Annotated in this window: 9 protein-coding genes; all 9 read left to right on the forward strand. The window is 44.2% G+C overall.

Annotation, left to right across the window (positions count from 1 at the left end; translation table 11 throughout):
* Positions 1–3,815: tetratricopeptide repeat protein (locus LQZ19_RS06270; RefSeq protein WP_411046807.1), on the forward strand; the 3,815-nt coding region annotated here is incomplete at its 5' end.
* A gap of 33 nt (positions 3,816–3,848) precedes the next feature.
* Positions 3,849–7,952, forward strand: a complete 4,104-nt coding sequence (locus LQZ19_RS06275) for a tetratricopeptide repeat protein (protein WP_411046808.1) — start codon at positions 3,849–3,851, stop codon at positions 7,950–7,952.
* 81 nt (positions 7,953–8,033) lie between these two features.
* Positions 8,034–8,741 (forward strand): tetratricopeptide repeat protein, encoded by a 708-nt coding sequence (locus tag LQZ19_RS06280; RefSeq protein WP_411046809.1) that lies wholly within the window; start codon positions 8,034–8,036, stop codon positions 8,739–8,741.
* A gap of 28 nt (positions 8,742–8,769) precedes the next feature.
* Positions 8,770–14,280, forward strand: a complete 5,511-nt coding sequence (locus LQZ19_RS06285; RefSeq protein ID WP_411046810.1) for a tetratricopeptide repeat protein — start codon at positions 8,770–8,772, stop codon at positions 14,278–14,280.
* A gap of 30 nt (positions 14,281–14,310) precedes the next feature.
* A complete protein-coding gene (locus LQZ19_RS06290; protein WP_411046811.1) occupies positions 14,311–16,344 on the forward strand; it encodes a DUF2225 domain-containing protein in 2,034 nt (677 codons plus the stop codon).
* Positions 16,345–16,431: 87 nt separating this feature from the next.
* Complete coding sequence (locus LQZ19_RS06295; protein WP_411046812.1) at positions 16,432–16,764, forward strand: hypothetical protein; 333 nt, start codon at positions 16,432–16,434, stop codon at positions 16,762–16,764.
* A 115-nt stretch (positions 16,765–16,879) separates the two neighbouring features.
* The gene (locus LQZ19_RS06300; protein ID WP_411046813.1) at positions 16,880–17,215 is read left to right on the forward strand and encodes a hypothetical protein; all 336 of its coding nucleotides are present in this window, start codon (positions 16,880–16,882) and stop codon (positions 17,213–17,215) included.
* 73 nt (positions 17,216–17,288) lie between these two features.
* Positions 17,289–17,570: a tetratricopeptide repeat protein gene (locus LQZ19_RS06305; RefSeq protein WP_411046814.1), complete on the forward strand. Its 282-nt coding sequence runs from the start codon at positions 17,289–17,291 to the stop codon at positions 17,568–17,570.
* Positions 17,570–19,690: a Rossmann-fold NAD(P)-binding domain-containing protein gene (locus LQZ19_RS06310; RefSeq protein WP_411046815.1), complete on the forward strand. Its 2,121-nt coding sequence runs from the start codon at positions 17,570–17,572 to the stop codon at positions 19,688–19,690. The genes LQZ19_RS06305 and LQZ19_RS06310 overlap by 1 nt, the downstream gene beginning before the upstream one ends.

The raw sequence follows: 19,690 nt of genomic DNA on the forward strand, positions 1-19,690 counted from the left end.
AAGATGAATCAAAACAGGGAAAGGTGGTGGACATTTGCCTCAAGGAAATTGAAAATACCACCCCCTTTTTTATCGGCATCCTCGGGGAGCGATACGGCTGGGTGCCTTCTCCGGAGGAGCGCCGCCTGATAGAGAAAAACACCGATGTTTTTACGGAATACCCTTGGGTAAACGGTGAATTGGACAAAGGTACCAGTATTACGGAAATGGAAATCCAGCAAGGGGTGTTGCGGGTAAACGGAAAGGTAAATTCTTTTTTTTACTTCCGTTCCCCAGAAATGAAAACAAGCGGAAAATTCCGGGAAAAGAGTGGGAGCGATGAGGAAAAAAAGCTGGCGGACCTTAAAAAAGCATTGCGAGAGCAGCAGGACTACCCGGTAAAGGAATACAGCTCCGGTGAAAACTTAGGCGACATGGTTGAAAAAGACTTTAAAGCCCTGGTAGATAAACTCTTTCCCCAAGGCGCCTTAACGCTTTTTGAAAAAGAACGGATGGAACAGCAATCCTTCTTAAAGAGCCGAACCCGGGTGTATGTTTCCCCCGGAGATCCTCAACGGAACTTAGATGATTTTGTAAACGCATCCGGGGACGAAGCGGACCGAATTGTGGTAGTTACCGGGGAAAGCGGTATAGGAAAAAGCGCCCTTATCGCCAACTGGATACAAAACAGAGAGAATAAAAGTGAAAAAATCTTGTATCACTTTATTGGCAATTCCGGTTCCGAAGGGGATTACCGCAAAATAATCAAATACCTGATCAATGACATTATCGAAGTATGCCGGCTTCCGCCGCTTGAGGAATCACCGAAAGGAAATAAGCTTACAGAGAATCTGCAAAATCTGCTCTGGACAGCGGCAAAAGCAACAAAACTTATTCTAGTCCTTGACGGCATGGATAAACTTGACGATATCGACAATGCGAAACTCCTTAACTGGCTCCCCGCCTTCCCGCCGAATGTCCGGGTTATTTTTTCTACCCAATCGGATGACAAAACCATGGAAGTTTTCAAACGCTGGAACTACCCCTGTATCGCAGTTGAACCCCTTCCGGTGGAAGAGCGGAAAACCCTCATCACCGATTATCTAGCGTCATTTGCAAAAAAGTTAAAACCTGATCAGATTGATCGCATTGTTCAGGACAAGGAAAATGAAAACACTCTTGCCCTGCGGACACTTTTGGATGAGCTACGGGTCTTTGGGGTACACGAGGAAATTGACGCCCGTCTTAATGCCTATCTTGCCGCACCGGATTTGGAAAGTTTCTACGACAAGGTCGTTGACCGTATAGAAAAAACGTACACCGCTGCCTCCGGTGATAACAAAAGCTTTGCAAGTAACGTTTTCGCCCGTTTGTTGTCTTCCCACGCCGGTACTAACCACAGTTTCGCGGGTGAAGTACTCGCACTCCTGGCGTCTTCCCGCGCCGGTTTAAGCGAGTCTGAGATATTGGGGATAAGCGGAGCCGCTCCGCTCTACTGGTCGCAATTATACAACGGTATGTCCGGGCATCTTACCAAACGGAACGGGCTCATACGATTCGATAACCGGTTTATACAAGAGGCAGTTACAAAGCGCCTGAAAGACGGTGGGGAGGAATATCGCCGCCGTATCGTTTCCTACATGGAAACAGCCTCGGATATTTCCCTCAAGCGGAAGTGTGATGAACTACCCTATCAGTATTTTGAGTTAAAAGAATGGGATAAACTCTACGCCTTCCTGCTTGATTTTGAGGTATTTGATTACATCAATAGAAAGAATGAATATGAGCTGGGAGAATACTGGCGTGCATTGCAAAAGGAGAATAAGGAAAAGTATTCGCCCGCAAAGTATCTTGACCTTGAAGGGGACGGTAAAGATAGAGAAGCTATTGGGGGATACTACAATGATATTGGGAATTTTGTCAGTGATGTATTGGCGGATTACGTTCTGGCGCTGGAATCCTGCCAAAAAGCCCTTACCATTAGGAAAGAAGCTCTTGGCCCGGAGCATCCTGACACTGCAACATCATATAATGATATAGGCATAAAATACTGGGGCATGGGAAACAATGAAAAGGCACTGGAATTCTACCAAAGAGCCCTTGCAATTAGGGAAAAAGTTCTTGGCTTTGAGCACCCTGATGCTGCAAGATCGTATAACAACATAGGTGTGGTATACATGGAAATGGGAAACCATGAAAAGGCGCTGGAATTTTTTCAGAAAACCCTTGCCATTAGTACAAAGGTTCTTGGCCTTGAGCATCCTGATATTGCAGCATCGTATAACAACATAGGCATGGCATACAGTGCCATGAGAAACAAAGAAAAGGCGCTGGAATTCCACCAAAAAGCCCTTGCCCTTAGGGAAAAAGTTTTTGGCCTTGAGCATCCTGGTACTGCAGGATCGTATTACAATATAGGCGTGGTATACCGCGAAATGAGGAACAAAGAAAAGGCGCTGGAATTTCACCAAAAAGCCCTTGCCATTAGGGAAAAGGTTCTTGGTCTTGAGCATCCTGCTACTGCAACATCGTACAACGACATAGGCTTGGTATACAGCGCCATGGCAAACTATGAAAAGGCGCTGGAATTCTCCCAAAAAGCCCTTGCCGTTCAAGAAAAAGTTCTTGGCCCTGAGCATCCTGATACTGCAGGATCCTATAACAGCATAGGCTTGGTATATAGCGCCATGGGAAACTATGAAAAGGCGCTGGAATTCCACCATAAAGCCCTTGCCCTTAGGGAAAAAGTGCTTGGCCTTGAGCATCCTGATAATGCATTGTTATATAACAACATAGGCTTGGTATACAGCGCCATGGCAAACTATGAAAAGGCGCTGGAATTCTACCAAAAAACTCTTGCCATTCGGGAAAAAGTGTTTGGTCTTGAGCATCCTGATACCGCAGCATCGTATGTCAACATAAGCGAGGTATACTACATCAAGGGAAACAATGAAAAAATGCTGGAATTCTCCCAAAAAGCCCTTGCCATTCAGGAAAAAGTTTTTGGCCCTGAGCATCCTTCTACCATTGCATCGTATAACAATATAGGCATGGTATACAGCAAGAGGAGAAACTATGAAAGGGCGTTGGAATTCTACCAAAAAGCCCTTGCCATTCAGGAAAAAGTTCGTGGCCTTGAGCATCCTGATACTGCATTATCGTATAACAACATAGGCGAGGTATGTTACGACATGGGGAACAAAGAAAAGGCGTTGGAATTCTTCCAAAAAGCCCTTGCCATTAAAGAGAAAGTGTTTGGCCTTGAGCATCCTTCTACTATAGCATCGTATAACAACATAGGCGTGGTATACGACCGCATGAGAAACCATGAAAAGGCACTGGAATTCTACCAAAAAGCCCTTGCCAGTAGAGAAAAAGTTCTTGGCCCTGAGCATCCTGATACTACAGGATCGTATAGCAACATAGGTTTGGTATACTGGAAAATGGGGAACAAAGAAATGGCGCTGGAATTCTTTCAAAAAGCCCTTGTCATTCAGGAAAAAGTCCTTGGCTATGAGCACATTGATACTGCAATATCGTATGATTCCATAGGCGAGGTATACAGCGCCATTGGAAACAAAGAAAAGGAACTGGAATTTTACCAAAAGGCCCTTGTTGTTTGGGAAAAACTTCGTGGTCTTGAGCACCCTGATAATGCAGCATTGTATAACAGTATAGGTGCGGTATACAGCGCCATGGGGAACAAAGAAAAAGCGCTGGAATTCTACCAAAAAGCCTTTACCATTCGGGAAAAGGTTCTTGGTAAAGACCATCCCAATACGGTGCAGATATTTCAAAGAATAGCGGAACTGCGTAAGTTAATGGGTACTACCTAAGAAGCAAATGACCATCATAAGGAGATTGAGCCGATGAGCGATAAGAGAAAACCAGACCCAATTGAAGAACGTCAAATCCGCGTATTCATCTCGTCCACATTTAAGGACATGCAAGCCGAGCGGGATTACCTTGTGATGAAGATATTCCCCGCCATACGCCGCTACTGTGAAGAGCGGGACATTTCCTTTCTGGAGCTTGACCTCCGCTGGGGCATCAGCGAAGAGGAATCAAAACAGGGTAAGGTGGTGGATATATGCCTAAAGGAAATTGAAAATACCACCCCCTTTTTTATCGGCATTTTAGGTGAACGCTACGGATGGGTACCTTCTCCGGAGGAACGCCGCCTGATAGGGGAAAACACCGATGTTTTTGAGGAATACCCCTGGGTAAACGATGAACTGGATAAAGGAACCAGTATTACGGAAATGGAAATCCAGCAGGGGGTACTGCGGATGAACAAAAAAATAAACGCCTATTTTTATTTCCGTTCCCCGGAAATGAAAACAAGTGGGAAATTCAGGGAAAAGAGCGGGAGTGATGAAGAAAAAAAGCACGATGCCCTTAAAAAAACACTACGGGAGCAGCAAGACTACCCGGTAAAAGATTACCGTTCTATTGAAAACTTAGGTGACATGGTTGAAAAGGACCTCAAGGCCCTGGTGGATAAACTTTTCCCCCAGGGCGCCCTAACGCTGTTTGAAAAAGAACGGCTGGAACAGCAATCCTTTTTAAAGAGCCGTACCCGGGTGTATACCCCCAGCGGAGATACCAGGCAGAAGCTGGATGATTTTGTAAAGACATCCGGGGAAGGAGCAGAGAGAGCCTTGGTAGTTACCGGGGAAAGCGGTATAGGCAAAAGCGCTCTCCTTGCCAACTGGATACAGAACCGGGAGAATAAAAGTGAGAAAGTCCTGTATCATTTTATCGGCAATTCCAGTTCCGAAGGAGATTATCGCAAAATAACTAAATACCTCATCAATGACATTATCAAAGTCTGTGGACTCCGCCCTGCTGAAGAAAAGTCCCGCATGGATAATGATGCGCCCAAAGGAGCGGATAACCTTAAAGACAATTTGCAAAATCTGCTCTGGACTGCGGCGGAAAAGGAAAAGCTTATTCTGGTTCTTGACGGCATGGACAAACTTGACAACATTGATAATGCGAAACTCCTCAACTGGCTCCCTGCCTTCCCGCCTGATGTACGGATTATTTTTTCCACCCAATCGGATGACAAAACTCTGGAAGTTTTTAAACGCCGGAACTACCCCTATATCGCAGTTGAAGCCCTTCCGGTGGAAGAGCGGAAAACATTTGTCACCGATTATTTAGCGTCCTATGCCAAAAAGCTACGGCCCGATCAAATTGAACGCATAGTCATGGACAAGGAAAGTGAGAATACCTTTGCCCTGCGGACACTGTTGGATGAGCTGCGGGTCTTTGGGGTACATGAAGAAATTGACACCCGCATTACCAACTACCTGGCTGCGCCGGATTTGGAAAGCTTCTACGGCAAGGTCGTTGACCGTGTAGAAAAAACCTACACCATCGCCTCCGGTGATAGTAAAAGCTTTGCGGCTAACGTTTTCGCCCGTCTGCTGTCTTCCCGGGACGGTACTAAGCAAAGCTTTGCGGGTGAAGTTCTTGCACTGCTGGCGTCTTCCCGCTCCGGTTTAAGCGAGTCCGAGATTCTGGGGATAAGCGGCGCCGCTCCGCTTTACTGGTCGCAGCTATACAACGGGATGTCCGGGCATCTTGCCAGACGGAACGGGCTCATTCGATTCGACAACCGGTTTATACAAGAGGCGGTTACCAAGCGCCTGAAAAACGGCGGGGAGGAATATCACCGCCGCATTGTTTCCTACATGGAAACCGCCCCTAATATTTCCCCCTACCGGAAGTGTGATGAAATGCCCTACCAGTATTTTGCGCTAAAAGAATGGGACAAACTCTACGCCTTCCTGCTTGATTTTGAGGTTTTTGATTATATCTTTACAAAAAATGAATATGAACTGGGAGAATACTGGCGCGCCTTGCAAAAGGAGAACAAAGAAAAGTATTCGCCGGCAAAGTATTTTAATCTTGAAGGGGACGGTACAGATAAAGAAACTATTGGGCGCTACTACAATAATATTGGAGTTTTTGTATGTAAAGTATTAGCGGATTACGGTTTAGCATTAGAATTCTCCAAAAAAGCCCTTGCTATTAAAGAAGAAGTCCTTGGCCCGGATCATCCTGATACTGCAGCATCGTATACCAATATAGGCTTGGCATACAGCAACATGGGAAACTATGAAACGGCGCTGAAATTTCAACAAAAAGCCCTTGCCATTCAGGAAAAAGTTCTTGGCCTTGAGCATCCTGATACTACGGGATCGTATAACAACATAGGCGGGGTATATTGGAACATGGGAAACTATGAAAAGGCGCTGGAATTTTTTCAAAGAGATCTTACCATTAGTGCAAAGGTTTTTGGACTTGAGCATCCTGATACTGCACAATCGTATAACAATATAGGTACGATATATGGGGACATGGGAAATTATGAAAAGGCGCTGGAATTTTTTCAAAAGGCCCTTGCCATTAGAGAAAGATTTCTTGGCCCGGATCATCCTGATACTGCAGCATCGTATGGCAGCATTGGTGGGGTATACCGCGACAGGGGAAACTATGAAAAGGCGCTGGAATTCCAACAAAAGGCACTTGCTATTCGGGAAAAAGTTCTTGGCCCGGATCATCCTGATACTGCAGCATCGTATAACAACATAGGCAATGTATACTTCTGCATGGGAAATTATGAAAAGGCGCTGGAATTCCAACAAAAGGCACTTACCATTCAGGAAAAAGTTCTTGGCCCGGATCATCCTGATACTGCAATACCCTATAACAACATAGGCAATATATACCACATCATGGGAAACCTTGAAAAGGCGCTGGAATTCTACCAACAAGCCCTTGCCCTTCGAAAAAAAGCTCTTGGTCTTGAGCACCCTGATACTGCAGGATCGTATAACGACATAGGCGTGGTATGCAACGCCATGGGAAACAAAGAAAAGGCGCTGGAATTCCACCAAAAAGCTCTTGTTATTAGGGAAAAAATGCTTGGCCTTAAGCACCCTGATACTGCAACATCCTATGGCAATATAGGCTTGATATACGAAGATATGGGAAACAATGAAAAGGCGTTGGAATTTCACCAAAAAGCCCTTGCCATTCAGGAAAAAGTTCTTGGCTTTGAGCATCCTGGTACTGCACATTCGTATACCAACATAGGTATGGTATACAGCAACATGGGAAACCATGAAATGGCGCTGGAATTTCACCAAAAAGCCCTTGCCATTAGGGAAAAAGTTCTGGGCACTGAGCATCTTGATACTGCACAATCGTATAACAACATAGGTGTGGTATACAGCAGAAATGGAAACTATGAAAAGACACTGGAATTCTTGCAAAAAGCCCTTGCCATTAGGGAAAAAGTTTTTGGTTTTGAACATCTTGATACTGCAGGATCGTATACCGGCATAGGCTTGGTATACCACTTTATGGGAAACTATGAAAAGGAGCTGGAATTCTACCAAAAAGCCCTTGTCATTCGGGAAAAGGTTCTTGGCCTTGAGCATCTTGTTACTGCAGCATCCTATAAAAATATTAGTCTGGTATACAGCGACATGGGAAACAAAGAAAAAGCACTGGAATTCTACCAAAAAGTCCTCACCATTCAGGAAAAAATTCTTGGCCGTGAACACCCTGATACTGCGACATCCTATACCACCATAGGCTCGGTATACCGGGACATGGGAAACAATGAAAAGGCGCTGGAATTCTTTCAAAAAGCCCTTGCCATTCACGAAAAAGTTTTTGGACTTGAGCACCCTTCTACTGCAGACTCCTTTAACAACATAGGTCTAATATACGGCGCCATGGGAAACTATAAAGCGGCATTGGAATTCTTCCAAAAAGCTCTTGGTATTAGAGAAAAAGTTTTTGGCTTTGAACATTCTGCTACTGCAGCATCGTATAGTAACCTAGGCTTGGTATACAGGGATCTGGGAAACAAAGAAGAGGCGCTGAAATTTGACCAAAAAGCCCTTGTTATTCAGGAAAAGATTTTTGGCAAAGACCATCCTAATACGATGTAGGTATCTCAACAAGTAGCCGATCTGCGTAAACTAATGGGTACTACCTAAGAAGCCAATGACCATCATAAGGAGATTGATCAAATGGACGATACAAGAAAAACAAACCAAACGGAAACGGCTTCCGATGGTTCTTCCAACCGGAAGCCTGATGAACTACCCCGCAAGTATTTTGAGCTAAAAGAATGGGACAAACTCTACGCCTTCCTGCTTGATTTCGAGACCTTTGATGCTCTCTATAAAAAGAATAAAGATGAGCTGGGTGAATACTGGCGCGCTTTGCAGAATGAAAATAAGGAAAAATATTCTCCGGCAAAGTATCTTGATCTTGATAATAATGGTACAGATAGAGAAACTATTGCGCGATACTACACTATTGGATTTTTTGTCAGCACCGCATTGGCGGATTACGTGCTTACACTGGAATTCTACCTAAAAGCCCTTGCCATTGCGGAAAAAGTTTTTGGCCTTGAGCATATTGCTACGGCATTATTCTACAACAACATAGGTTTGGTATACGGCGCCATGGGAGACAATGAAACGGCGCTGGAATATTTTCAAAAAAATCTTGCCGTTTGTGAAAAGGTTCGCGGCTTTGAGCATCCTGATACTGCAGAAGCCTATGACAACATAGGAATGATATACAGCGGCATAGGAAACAACGAAACGGCGCTGGAATTCTTCCAAAAAGATCTTGCCATTTGTGAAAAGGTTCTTGGCAAAGATCATCCGAATACGGTACAGGTATCTCAACGAATAGCCGATCTGCGTAAGTTAATGGGTACTACCTAAGAAGGAAAGCCAGAAGGAGATTACACAAATGAGCGATAAACGAAAACCAAACCCGATTGAAGAACGCCAAATCCGTGTGTTCATATCGTCCACATTTAAGGATATGCAAGCCGAACGGGATTACCTGGTTATGAAGATATTCCCCGTCATCCGCCGTTATTGCGAAGAGCGGGATATTTCCTTCCTTGAACTTGACCTCCGCTGGGGCATCAGTGAAGAGGAATCGAAACAGGGAAAGGTGGTGGACATTTGCCTAAAGGAAATAGAAAACACCACCCCCTTCTTTATCGGCATTTTAGGTGAACGCTACGGATGGGTACCTTCCCCGGAGGAACGCCGCCTGATAGGGGAAAACACCGATGTTTTTACTGAATACCCCTGGGTAAGCGGTGAACTGGATAAAGGAACCAGTATTACGGAAATGGAAATCCAACAGGGGGTACTGCGGGTAAACGGAAAGGTAAACTCCTTTTTTTATTTTCGTTCCCCGGAAATGAAAACAAGCGGAAAATTCCAGGAAAAGAGCGGGAGCGATGAGGAGAAAAAGCTTGCGGACCTTAAAAAAGCATTACGGGAGCAGCAAGACTACCCGGTAAAGGATTACAGCTCCGGTGAAAACTTAGGCGACATGGTTGAAAGGGACTTCAAAGCCCTGGTAGATAAACTCTTTCCCCAAGGCGCCTTAACGCTTTTTGAAAAAGAACGGCTGGAACAGCAATCCTTTTTAAAGAGCCGAACCCGGGTGTATATCCCCAGCGGAGATACCCAACGGAAGTTGGATGATTTTGTAAATGCATCCGGGGACGAAGCGGGACGCATTTTGGTAGTTACCGGGGAAAGCGGTATAGGGAAAAGCGCTCTTATCGCCAACTGGATTCAGAACAGAGAGAAGCAGGACGATAAAATCCTGTATCATTTTATCGGCAATTCAAGTTCTGAAGGGGATTACCGCAAAATAACTAAATACCTGATCAACGATATTATCGAAGTCTGCGGCCTTCCGCCGCTTGAGGAATCGCCGAAGGAAGATAAGCTGACAGAAACTCTGCAAAACTTGCTTTGGACAGCAATGGAAAAGGAAAATCTTATTCTGGTTCTTGACGGCATGGACAAACTTGACGACACAAACAATGCGAAACTCCTCAACTGGCTCCCCGCTTTTCCGCCGAATGTCCGGGTTGTTTTTTCCACCCAGACGGGGGATAGAACCATGGAGGTCTTCAAACGCCGGAACTACCCCTGTATCGCAATTGAATCCCTTACGGTGGAGGATAGAAAAACCCTGGTTACCGATTACCTAGCGTCATTTGGAAAAAAGTTACGACCCGATCAGATTGAACGCATAGTCCTGGACAAGGAAAGTGAAAACACCCTTGCCCTGCGGACACTCTTGGATGAACTGCGGGTCTTTGGGTTGCATGAAGAAATTGACGCCCATCTTAATGCCTATCTTGCCGCATCGGATTTGGAAAGCTTCTACGGCATGGTCGTTGACCGTATAGAAAAAACGTACATCGCCGCCTCCGGTGATAGCAAGAGCTTTGCGGGTAACATTTTTGCTCGATTGATACCTTCCCGCAACGGTACTAACCAAAGCTTTGCAGGTGAAGTTCTCTCGCTCCTGGCGTCTTCCCGCGCCGGCTTAAGCGAGTCTGAGATATTGGGGATAAGCGGAGCCGCTCCGCTCTACTGGTCGCAATTATACAACGGTATGTCCGGTCATCTTACCAAACGGAACGGGCTCATACGATTCGACAACCGGTTTATACAAGAGGCGGTTACAAAGCGCCTAAAAGACGGTAAGAAAGAATATCGCCGTCGTATCGTTTCCTACATGGAAACAGCCTCCGATATTTCCCCCTACCGGAAGTGTGATGAAATGCCCCACCAGTATTTTGCGCTAAAAGACTGGGAAAAACTCTACGCTTTCCTGCTTGATTTTGGGGTATTTCATTATATCCATAGAAAGAATGAATATGAGCTGGGAGAATACTGGCGCGCTTTGCAAAAAGAAAACAAGGAAAAGTATTCGCCTACAAAGTATCTTGACCTTGATGATGGTTCAGATAGAAAAGCTATTGGGGGATACTACAATGATATTGGAGTTTTTATCATTAAAGTATTGGCGGATTACGGTTTAGCATTGGAATTCTCCCAAAAAGCCCTTGCCATTAAGGAAGAAGTTCTTGGCCCTGAGCATCCTGATACTGCAGATTCGTATACCAACATAGGCCTGATATACAGCGATATGGGAAACTATGAAAGGGCGTTGGATTTCCAACAAAAGGCCCTTGCCATTAGAGAAAAGGTTCTTGGTCATGAACATCCTGATACTGCAGCATCCTATAGCAACATAGGCGGGGTATACAGCCACATGGGAAACAATGAAAGCGCGATGGAATTCTTCCAAAAAGCCCTTGCCATTGAGGGGAAAGTTTTTGGCCTTGAGCATCTAGAAACTGCAATATCTTATAGCAACATAGGCGTTGCATACGGGGGCATGGGAAATAAAGAAAAGGAGTTGGAATTCCACCAGAAAGCCCTTGCCATTCGGGAAAGATTTTTTGGTCTTGAGCATCCTGATACTGCAGCATCCTATAGCAACATAGGCGGGGTATACAGGTACATGGGAAACAATGAAAGGGCGCTGGAATCCCACCAAAAAGCCCTTGCCATTCGGGAAAAAGTTCTTGGTCTTGAGCATCCTGATACTGCAGTATCATATAACAACATAGGCTTGCTGTACAGCGATATGGGAAACCATGAAAAGGCGCTGGAATTCTACCAAAAATCTCTTGCCGTTCAGGAAAAAGTTCTTGGCTTTGCGCATCCTGATACTGCACATTCGTATACCAACATAGGTATGGTATACAGCAACATGGGGAACCATGAAAAGGCGCTGGAATTTTTGCAAAAAGCCCTTGCCATTCGGGAAAAAGTTCTTGGCCTTGAGCATCCTGATACTGCAGCATTGTATAATAACATAGGCTTGGTATACAGCGGTATAGGAAACAAAGAAAAAGCGATGGAATTCTTCCAAAAAGCCCTTTCTATTCGGGAAAAAGTGCTTGGCCTTGAACATCCTGATACTGCAGGAGCGTATGCCAACATAGGCATAGAATACCGCGACATGGGAAACTATGAAAGGGCGCTGGAATTCCACCAAAAAGCCCTTGCCATTAGTGAAAAAAATCTTGGCCCTGAACATCCTGATACGGCAAGATCCTATTCCAGCATAAGTTCGGTATACTGCCACATGGGAAACTATGATGCGGCGCTGGAATTTGACCAAAGAGCCCTTGCCATTAGAGAAAAAGTTCTGGGCCTTGAGCATCCTGATACTGCAACATCCTATAACGACCTGGGCCTAGCATACAGGGATATGGGCAACAAAGAAGGGGCCTTGGAATTTTTGCAAAAAGCCCTTGCCATTAGGGAAAAAGTTCTGGGCCCTGAACATCCTGAAACTGCAGCATCCTATAACAACATAGGTGTGGTATATAGTAACATGAGAAACAATGAAAAGGCCCTGGAATTCCATCAAAAAGCCCTGGCCTTTAGGGAAAAAGTTCTGGGCCCCGAGCATCCTGATACTGCAGGATCGTATACCAACATAGGGTCGGTATACCTCAACATGGAAAACGATGAAAAGGCGTTGGAATTCTTCCAAAAAGCCCTTGCTATTGATGAAAAAATTTTTAGTCTGGAGCACATTAATACTGCAAGATCGTATAACAACATAGGCGCGGCATACCACATCATGGGAAACCATGAAAGGGCGCTGGAGTTTTACCAAAGAGCCCTTGTCATTCGGGAAAAAGTGTTTGGCTTTGAAAATCCTGATACTGAACAGTCGTATAACGCCATAGGCCGGGTATACAGGGACATGGGAAACAAAGAAAAGGCATTGGAATTCTCTCAAAAAGCCCTTGCCGCGCAGGAAAAAGTGCTTGGCCTTGAGCATCCTGAAACTGCAGCATCCTATAACAACATAGGCTTGGTATACAGCCACATGGGAGACAAAGAAAAAGCCCTGGAATTCTCCCAAAAAGCCCTTTCCATTCGGGAAAAAGTGTTGGGCCTTGAGCATCTTGATACTGCAGCATCCTATAACAACATAGGCACGATATACAGCGGCATAGGAAACAAAGAAAAGGCCCTGGAATTCTACCAAAAGTCCCTTGTCATTCGGGAAAAAGTGTTGGGTCTTGAACACATTGATACTGCAACTTCGTATAACCTCATAGGCTTGGTATACATGGACATGGGAAGCAATGAAAAAGCGCTGGAATTTTTTCAACAAGCCCTTGTTATTAGAGAAAAAGTTTTGGGCCTTGAGCATCCTGATACTGCATTTTCGTATAGAAACATGGGACTGGAATACAGACGGATGGGTAACAAAGAAAAGGCGCTGGAGTTCTACCAAAAAGCCCTTGCGTTTAGGGAAAAAGTTCTAGGCTCTGAGCATCTTGATACTGCGGCATCGTATAATACCATAGGCTCGATATACGAAGACATGGGCGACAAAGAAAAGGGGTTGGAATTCTCCCAAAAAGCTCTTGCCATTAGGGAAAAGGTTCTTGGCCTTGAACACATTGATACTGCATCATCATATAACCACATAGGTTTTGTATACAGCGACATGGGCGACAAAGAAAAGGCGCTGGAATTCTTCCAAAAGACTCTTGCCATTCGGGAAAAAATTCTTGGCCTTGAGCATCCTGATACTGCAACATCGTATTACACCATAGGCTTGGTATATCGCGACATGGGAGACAAAGAAAAGGCGCTGGAATTCTCCAAAAAAACTCTTGCCATTAGGGAAAAAATTCTTGGCTTTGAGCACCTTGATACTGTCGAATCGTATAACAATGTAGGCTGGGTATACAGCGTCATGGGAAACAAAGAAAAGGCGCTGGAATTCTACCAGGAAGCCCTTGTCGTTAGGCAAAAAGTTCTAGGCCTTGAACATCCCGATACTGTAAAATCATATAACAACATAGGGTCGATATACATCGACATGGGAAATAAAGAAAAGGCGCTGGAATTCTACCAGAAAGCCCTTGCCATTAGGGAAAAAATTCTTGGCCCTGAGCACCCTGATACTGCAGCATCGTATAACACCATAGGCATGGTATACCGCGCTATGGGAAATTATGAAAATGCGTTGGAATATTTCCAAAAACTACTTGCCATTAGGGAAAAAGTTCTTGGCCCTGAGCACCCTGATACTGCAGCATCGTATAACACCATAGGCATGGTATACCGCGACATGGGAAATAATGAAAAGGCGCTGGAATTCTTTCAAAAAGCCCTTGTCATTCGGGAAAAAGTTCTGGGCATAGAGCATCTTCATACTGCAGGATCGTATAACAACATAGGCTCGGTATACAGTGCCATGGGAAATAATGAAAAGGCGCTGGAATTCTTCCAAAAAACCCTTGCCATTCGGGAAAAGATTCTTGGCAAAGATCATCCCAATACGGTGCAGGTATTTCAACGAGTAGCAGAGCTGCGCAAGTTAACGGGTACTGCCTAAGAAGCAAACTGACAGAGGGAGATTTACCGGATGGACGACATAAACGAAACAAAAGTGTATATCCCCAGTGGATATCCCTCCAATACAGAAACCCTGCGGGAGCTAGACGATTTTGTAGACGCATCAGGAGAAGACGCAGACCAGGTTTTTATCATTACCGGGGAAAGAGGTATGGAGAAAAGCGCCCTTCTTGCCAACTGGCTGCAAACCAGGCGGAATAGGGGTGATAAAGTCCTGCATCACCTTATCCGCAATGCCGGTTTCGAAGGGGATTCCCGATACATATGCGGAAGCCTCATCAGCAAAATTACGCAGCTCGCCGGGCTTCCCCCTGCCGGGGACCTGTCCATCCTGGATGGAGGTGCGCCAATAGGAACCGATGCGCTTACAGAAAATCTGCAAAACCTGCTCTGGGCTGCAGCGAAAAAAGAAAAACTGATTCTGGTCCTTGCGGGTATTGATAAAATTGACGATACGGACAATGCAAAACTCCTCGACTGGCTCCCCGCCTTCCCGCCCAATGTGCGGGTTATTTTTTCTACCCTGGCGGGGGACAAAACCATGGAGTCCTTCAACTACCGGAACTACCCCTGTATCGAACTTGAACCCCCTCTGCGTACCACCCTTTCTGACGCGCCAAATTTGAAAAACTTCTACGGCACGATCCTTGACCGTATAGAAAAAACGTACAGCCTCGATACTAACAAAGGTTTTGTTGGTGAAGTTCTCGCGCTCCTGGCAGCTTCCCGCGCCGGTTTAAGCGAATCGGAGATTTTGGGGATAAGCGGCGCCGATTCACTCTCCTGGTCTCAATTATACAACGGTATGCCGGAGTATCTTGCTGAACGGAACGGGCTCATAGTATTCGACAACCGGTTTATACAGGAGGCTGTTACAAAGCGTTACCTGAAAGAAGGCGGGGAGGAATACCGCCGCCGTATCGTTTCCTACATAAAAACAGCGCCCGATATTTCTTCCGGCCGAAAGTGTGATGAACTGCCCTATCAATATTTTGAGCTAAAAGAATGGGCCCAACTCTACACCTTCCTGGTTAATTTTGAGGTGTTTGATTATATCTATACAAAAAATGAATATGAGCTGGGAGCATATTGGTCTGCTTTGCAGAGGGAGAACAAAAAAAGGTTTTCACCGGAAAGGTATCTTGTACTGTATTATGAAGGGGACCCTGAAGATAGAAAAACTGTTGGTGGATACTACCATAAAATCGGATGTTTTGTCCTTAATACCTTTGAGAATTATGTTCTGGCGCTGAAAATTTTCCAAAAAGCCCTTTTTGTTCGGGAAAAAGCTTTTGGCCGTGGGCACCTTGATACTGCACTATCCTTCAACAGCGTAGGGTTGATATACAGCAAGACGAGATACTATGACGAGGCGCTGGAATCCTATCAAAAAGCCCTTGTTGTTTTTGAAAAAATTTTTGGTCCCGAGCATCCTTCTACTGCCATATCCTGCAACAACATAGGCTTGGTATACAGGGATTTGGGAAATTATGAAAAGGCGCTGGAATTTTTCCAAAAAGCCCTTGCCATTCGGGAAAAGAGTTTTGGCTTTAAACATCCTTCTGTCGTTGATTCATATAACAACATAGGTATGGTTTACAGGGACATGGAAAACAATGAAACGGCCCTGGAATTTTTCCAAAAAGCCCTTACCCTAAGGGAAAAAGTTTTTAGCCCCGGGCATCCTTTTATCGTAGATTCGTATATCAACCTGGGGGGTTTATACCGTCTGGATAAAAACTATGAAAAGGCATTGGAATACTTCCAAAAAGCCCTTGCCCTAAGGGGCAAGATTTTTGGTCTTAACAACCCTTCTGCGGCACTATCCTATACCACCATAGGGGAGCTATATTTCGAGATGAAAAATTATGAAAAAGCACTGGAATTTTACCAAAAAGCCCTGGCCATTAATGAACGATTTTTTGGCCCTGAGCATAACGAAACCGCATCTTTGTATATCAACATAGGCGTGGCATACAACAAAATGGGAAACAATGAAAAGGCGCTGGAATTCTACGAAAAATCTCTTACTTCGAGAAAATGATTGTCAAAGGGAGATTTACTAGATGGGAAACATAAGAGAAGCAAATCCGCATTGACAGAGAATTATTGATAATATATTATTGTCAATATGGAACGGGAAACATTAAAGAAATTCGCTTTGGATGAATTCAAGAAACAAGCTCCGGAGGAAATTGCAAAGGACGAAAAGAGGTTGCATGAATTTATATTAAAAAGTATCAACGAGCCGCTTTTGGATAAATTGGTGGATGAGTACTGTCAAAAGAATCCGGAAGAGTTCGCCGTATTGAATGTACTTAGTATCAGCGATGAAAAGTTAAAAGAAATTACAGAGAAGACTAATACGGCAGGTGCGCTTGAGAGAATTAAATACATAAAAATCATCAACAATGCGGGGCTTGCATATCAGGGAGATGTTCTGACTAAGTTATTGATGACATGACGATGCCATTTCTGGACGGCGCTTGCGGGATTAAAGACCAGCATTGGGTAAGGCGGTACTCCCCATAGCCTAAACGACTTGACAGATAATTATTGATAATGATAGTATTATCAATATGGATAGTTTACTATTAAAAGAATTGCTGATTGACGAGTTGGCCAGGAAGGTTCCCGCAGAAAAAATTTCGGACAAATCAAAGTTACGGGAATTTGTGTTGGCGAATATAGACAAACCTCTGGTCGATAAATTAGTTGCCGAATTTTGCGGAAAAAATCCAGAAGACTTTGCGGTGCTAAATGTATTTAGCTTTAATGATGCGGAACAAAATACGGACGAAACGCAGGAAAGTATTAAATATAAGTTAGCCATAAACCGGGCAGGACTGAACTACAGGAAAAAGGAAATAGACAGCGCCTTCAACAAACTTGATACCTTAGTTAAGGGCTGCTAATTCGGTTGGTGTGTTTTGTTGAATTAATGGGTGTGTCAGGATACGCTCATTTTTTGTCCAGGGGGTGTAAAAGATGGGTGATACAAAAGAAAACGACCAAATTGATACCCGTCTTAATGCTTATCTTGCCGCGCCGGATTTGGAAAGTTTCTACGACATGGTCGTTTACCGTATAGAAAAAACGTATACCGCCGTTTCCGGTAATGGCCAAAGTTTTGCGGGTGAAGTTCTGGCGCTGGAATTCTACCAAAAATCCCTTGCCATTCGGGAAAAGGTTCTTGGCAAAGATCATCCTAATACGGTGCAGGTATTTCAACGAATAGCCGATCTGCGTAAATTAACAGGAGAAAAATAATGAATACAGAAGCCCTGGTCAGCCAAATCGCCATCGCCCTTATCCTGTTTGGCGCCCTTTTTTACCGTTGCTGTAAACCGGTAAAGGATGGTACAAAAGAACTTCCCCGTATAGTATTTTTTACTGCCGTTTTTATTGCAGGGTTTATACTTAATTGGATAGGGAGCAGCCGCATCTATAGCGAAGGCAGTGATCCGGGGGAAATCATAAAGATCGGTTCGGCAATTATCACCACCTTACAAATGTTTGTTCTTAATACGGGAATGGATAGAATTGAAATTCTGTCTGTAGGAAATTTATTGTATGGCATTGCTTACATCCTCTGTTATCTTGCCGCGGTGATTTGTACCGTGCTGTTTGCCGTACATCTATTCTTTAAAAACCTTTGGAACACCCTATCCCTGTTCTTCCTTAGACACTCATCAAAGAAAACATGGATCATCGCCGGAAAGGGTATCCATCAGGAAACCCTCCTTAACAGCCTTACACCGGAACAAAAGGGGAGTACTATCATTATCCCCAATGAGAACAATGAGGAAGTAAAAAAAGAGTATATTGACCGGGGTTTTCTTGTCATCAATGGGAAATTTGGTATAGGGATACTTAAAAAAGCAGGGTTCCTTAATTCAAAGGAAACAATCCTTATTGCTATTTCCGATGATGATGTTGAAAATCTTGAAATAGCCAGGACCATAACAGAATACCTTAACGCCCCTTCGGATAACGCCGGTGAAAAGCTGCATTTTTCCGCCCACATTATGTATACCAATATTGAAAGGGTGGAACATTTTAAATTTAGTGAAAACGCAGGCGGGAAGATTCAATTTTTTAATCCCTACGAAATAACAGTGCGTTCCTTTTTGTTTGATAACCCTATTACCAAATTTATTCCTCTTGAACGTATAGACACCGAAAAAGCCCGCTTAAAAGACGATTTTGATTTTCTGCACGTCTTTATAGGTTTTGGAAAAATAAACCGTGAATTTCTTAAACAGAGCATCGCCGCAAACCAAGTTTTAGGGATTGATTATCATGCCCTGGTGATTGATAAAGATATAAAGGATAGTCAAAGCACTTTTATGAACCAATGCCGGGGAATTTTTTCCGGCGGAGAGGAGTGGGACAATGAAAAGTATTTTCCGGCGCCCCGTGAAAAATACAGAATTGATTTTATGGAATGCAGCGCCTTTTCAAAAAAAATGTATGATACGATAATAAACCGTGTCAAAGACGCCGGTTCTTCATCGGTGGTTGTTGCTTTGGGGAATGTCCAGTTAAGCGCGGAAATTGCCATGGAATTTCGTCAGCGATGCTACGAGGAGAGTATAAAAGAAGGTATAGCCATCTTTATCCACGCGAAATATTTTTCCCCCATTATTGCCGAGGATGTACTCAATGGTGATGCCGAAATCAAGATAGAACCCTTTGGTTTTGAAGATGCAATTCTTACCCTTGACCATATTGAGAATAGGGACATGGACATCCTTGCAAAACACATTGCGGTAAATTATGCAGGCGCCGGTACTAAAGAACCGGCTGAAAAAATGGATGAACTTATCAACCTCAAATGGTGTAAAATTGGTAACTTCAAGCGTGAATCAAACCTTTCCGCCGCTCTTTCAATCCGTATAAAACTGAACATGATGAACCTTGACCTGGTTTATGACAAGCCGGAAATGCAAGATGCGGGGGAAGAATTCAGACGTGTTTACGGATTTGAACAGGCTCAAAAACTACGGGCGGCGGAGGTATTGGAACGCGATGCTGACGGCAGCATTGTAGATACCACCCGCAATAACCTTGCCCGGCTTGAGCATCAAAGGTGGAATGCCTTCCATTTTGTAAAGGGCTGGATACCAATGCCAAAAGATATGGTTCGTGGGAAGAACTTACGGCAAAGCGAACGTACAAAAGAACACGCTTGTTTAACTACCTTTGAAGGTTTGGACGAATTAGCTAAACTGCAGGCAGAGCTGAAATGCAAAGATGATCCAAATTTAGATTTTTCGACCGCTCTTAAAGAAAGTGATACCATGCACTATGATTGCGACCAAATGGATTGTCTTGAAGGTAATATTAAAGACACAAAATACCGGATTGTAAAGTGGGATAGATCGTAG

Origin of the sequence: Treponema primitia (assembly GCF_046533075.1) — a bacterium.
In the GTDB taxonomy this organism is placed as follows: Bacteria; Spirochaetota; Spirochaetia; order Treponematales; family Breznakiellaceae; genus Termitinema; species Termitinema primitia_B.

Coding starts and splice junctions, on each gene's coding strand:
- LQZ19_RS06305 (WP_411046814.1), top strand. CDS start 17,289: ATGGGTGATACAAAAGAAAACGACCAAATTGATACCCGTCTTAATGCT.
- LQZ19_RS06275 (WP_411046808.1), top strand. CDS start 3,849: ATGAGCGATAAGAGAAAACCAGACCCAATTGAAGAACGTCAAATCCGC.
- LQZ19_RS06290 (WP_411046811.1), top strand. CDS start 14,311: ATGGACGACATAAACGAAACAAAAGTGTATATCCCCAGTGGATATCCC.
- LQZ19_RS06295 (WP_411046812.1), top strand. CDS start 16,432: ATGGAACGGGAAACATTAAAGAAATTCGCTTTGGATGAATTCAAGAAA.
- LQZ19_RS06285 (WP_411046810.1), top strand. CDS start 8,770: ATGAGCGATAAACGAAAACCAAACCCGATTGAAGAACGCCAAATCCGT.
- LQZ19_RS06310 (WP_411046815.1), top strand. CDS start 17,570: ATGAATACAGAAGCCCTGGTCAGCCAAATCGCCATCGCCCTTATCCTG.
- LQZ19_RS06280 (WP_411046809.1), top strand. CDS start 8,034: ATGGACGATACAAGAAAAACAAACCAAACGGAAACGGCTTCCGATGGT.
- LQZ19_RS06300 (WP_411046813.1), top strand. CDS start 16,880: ATGGATAGTTTACTATTAAAAGAATTGCTGATTGACGAGTTGGCCAGG.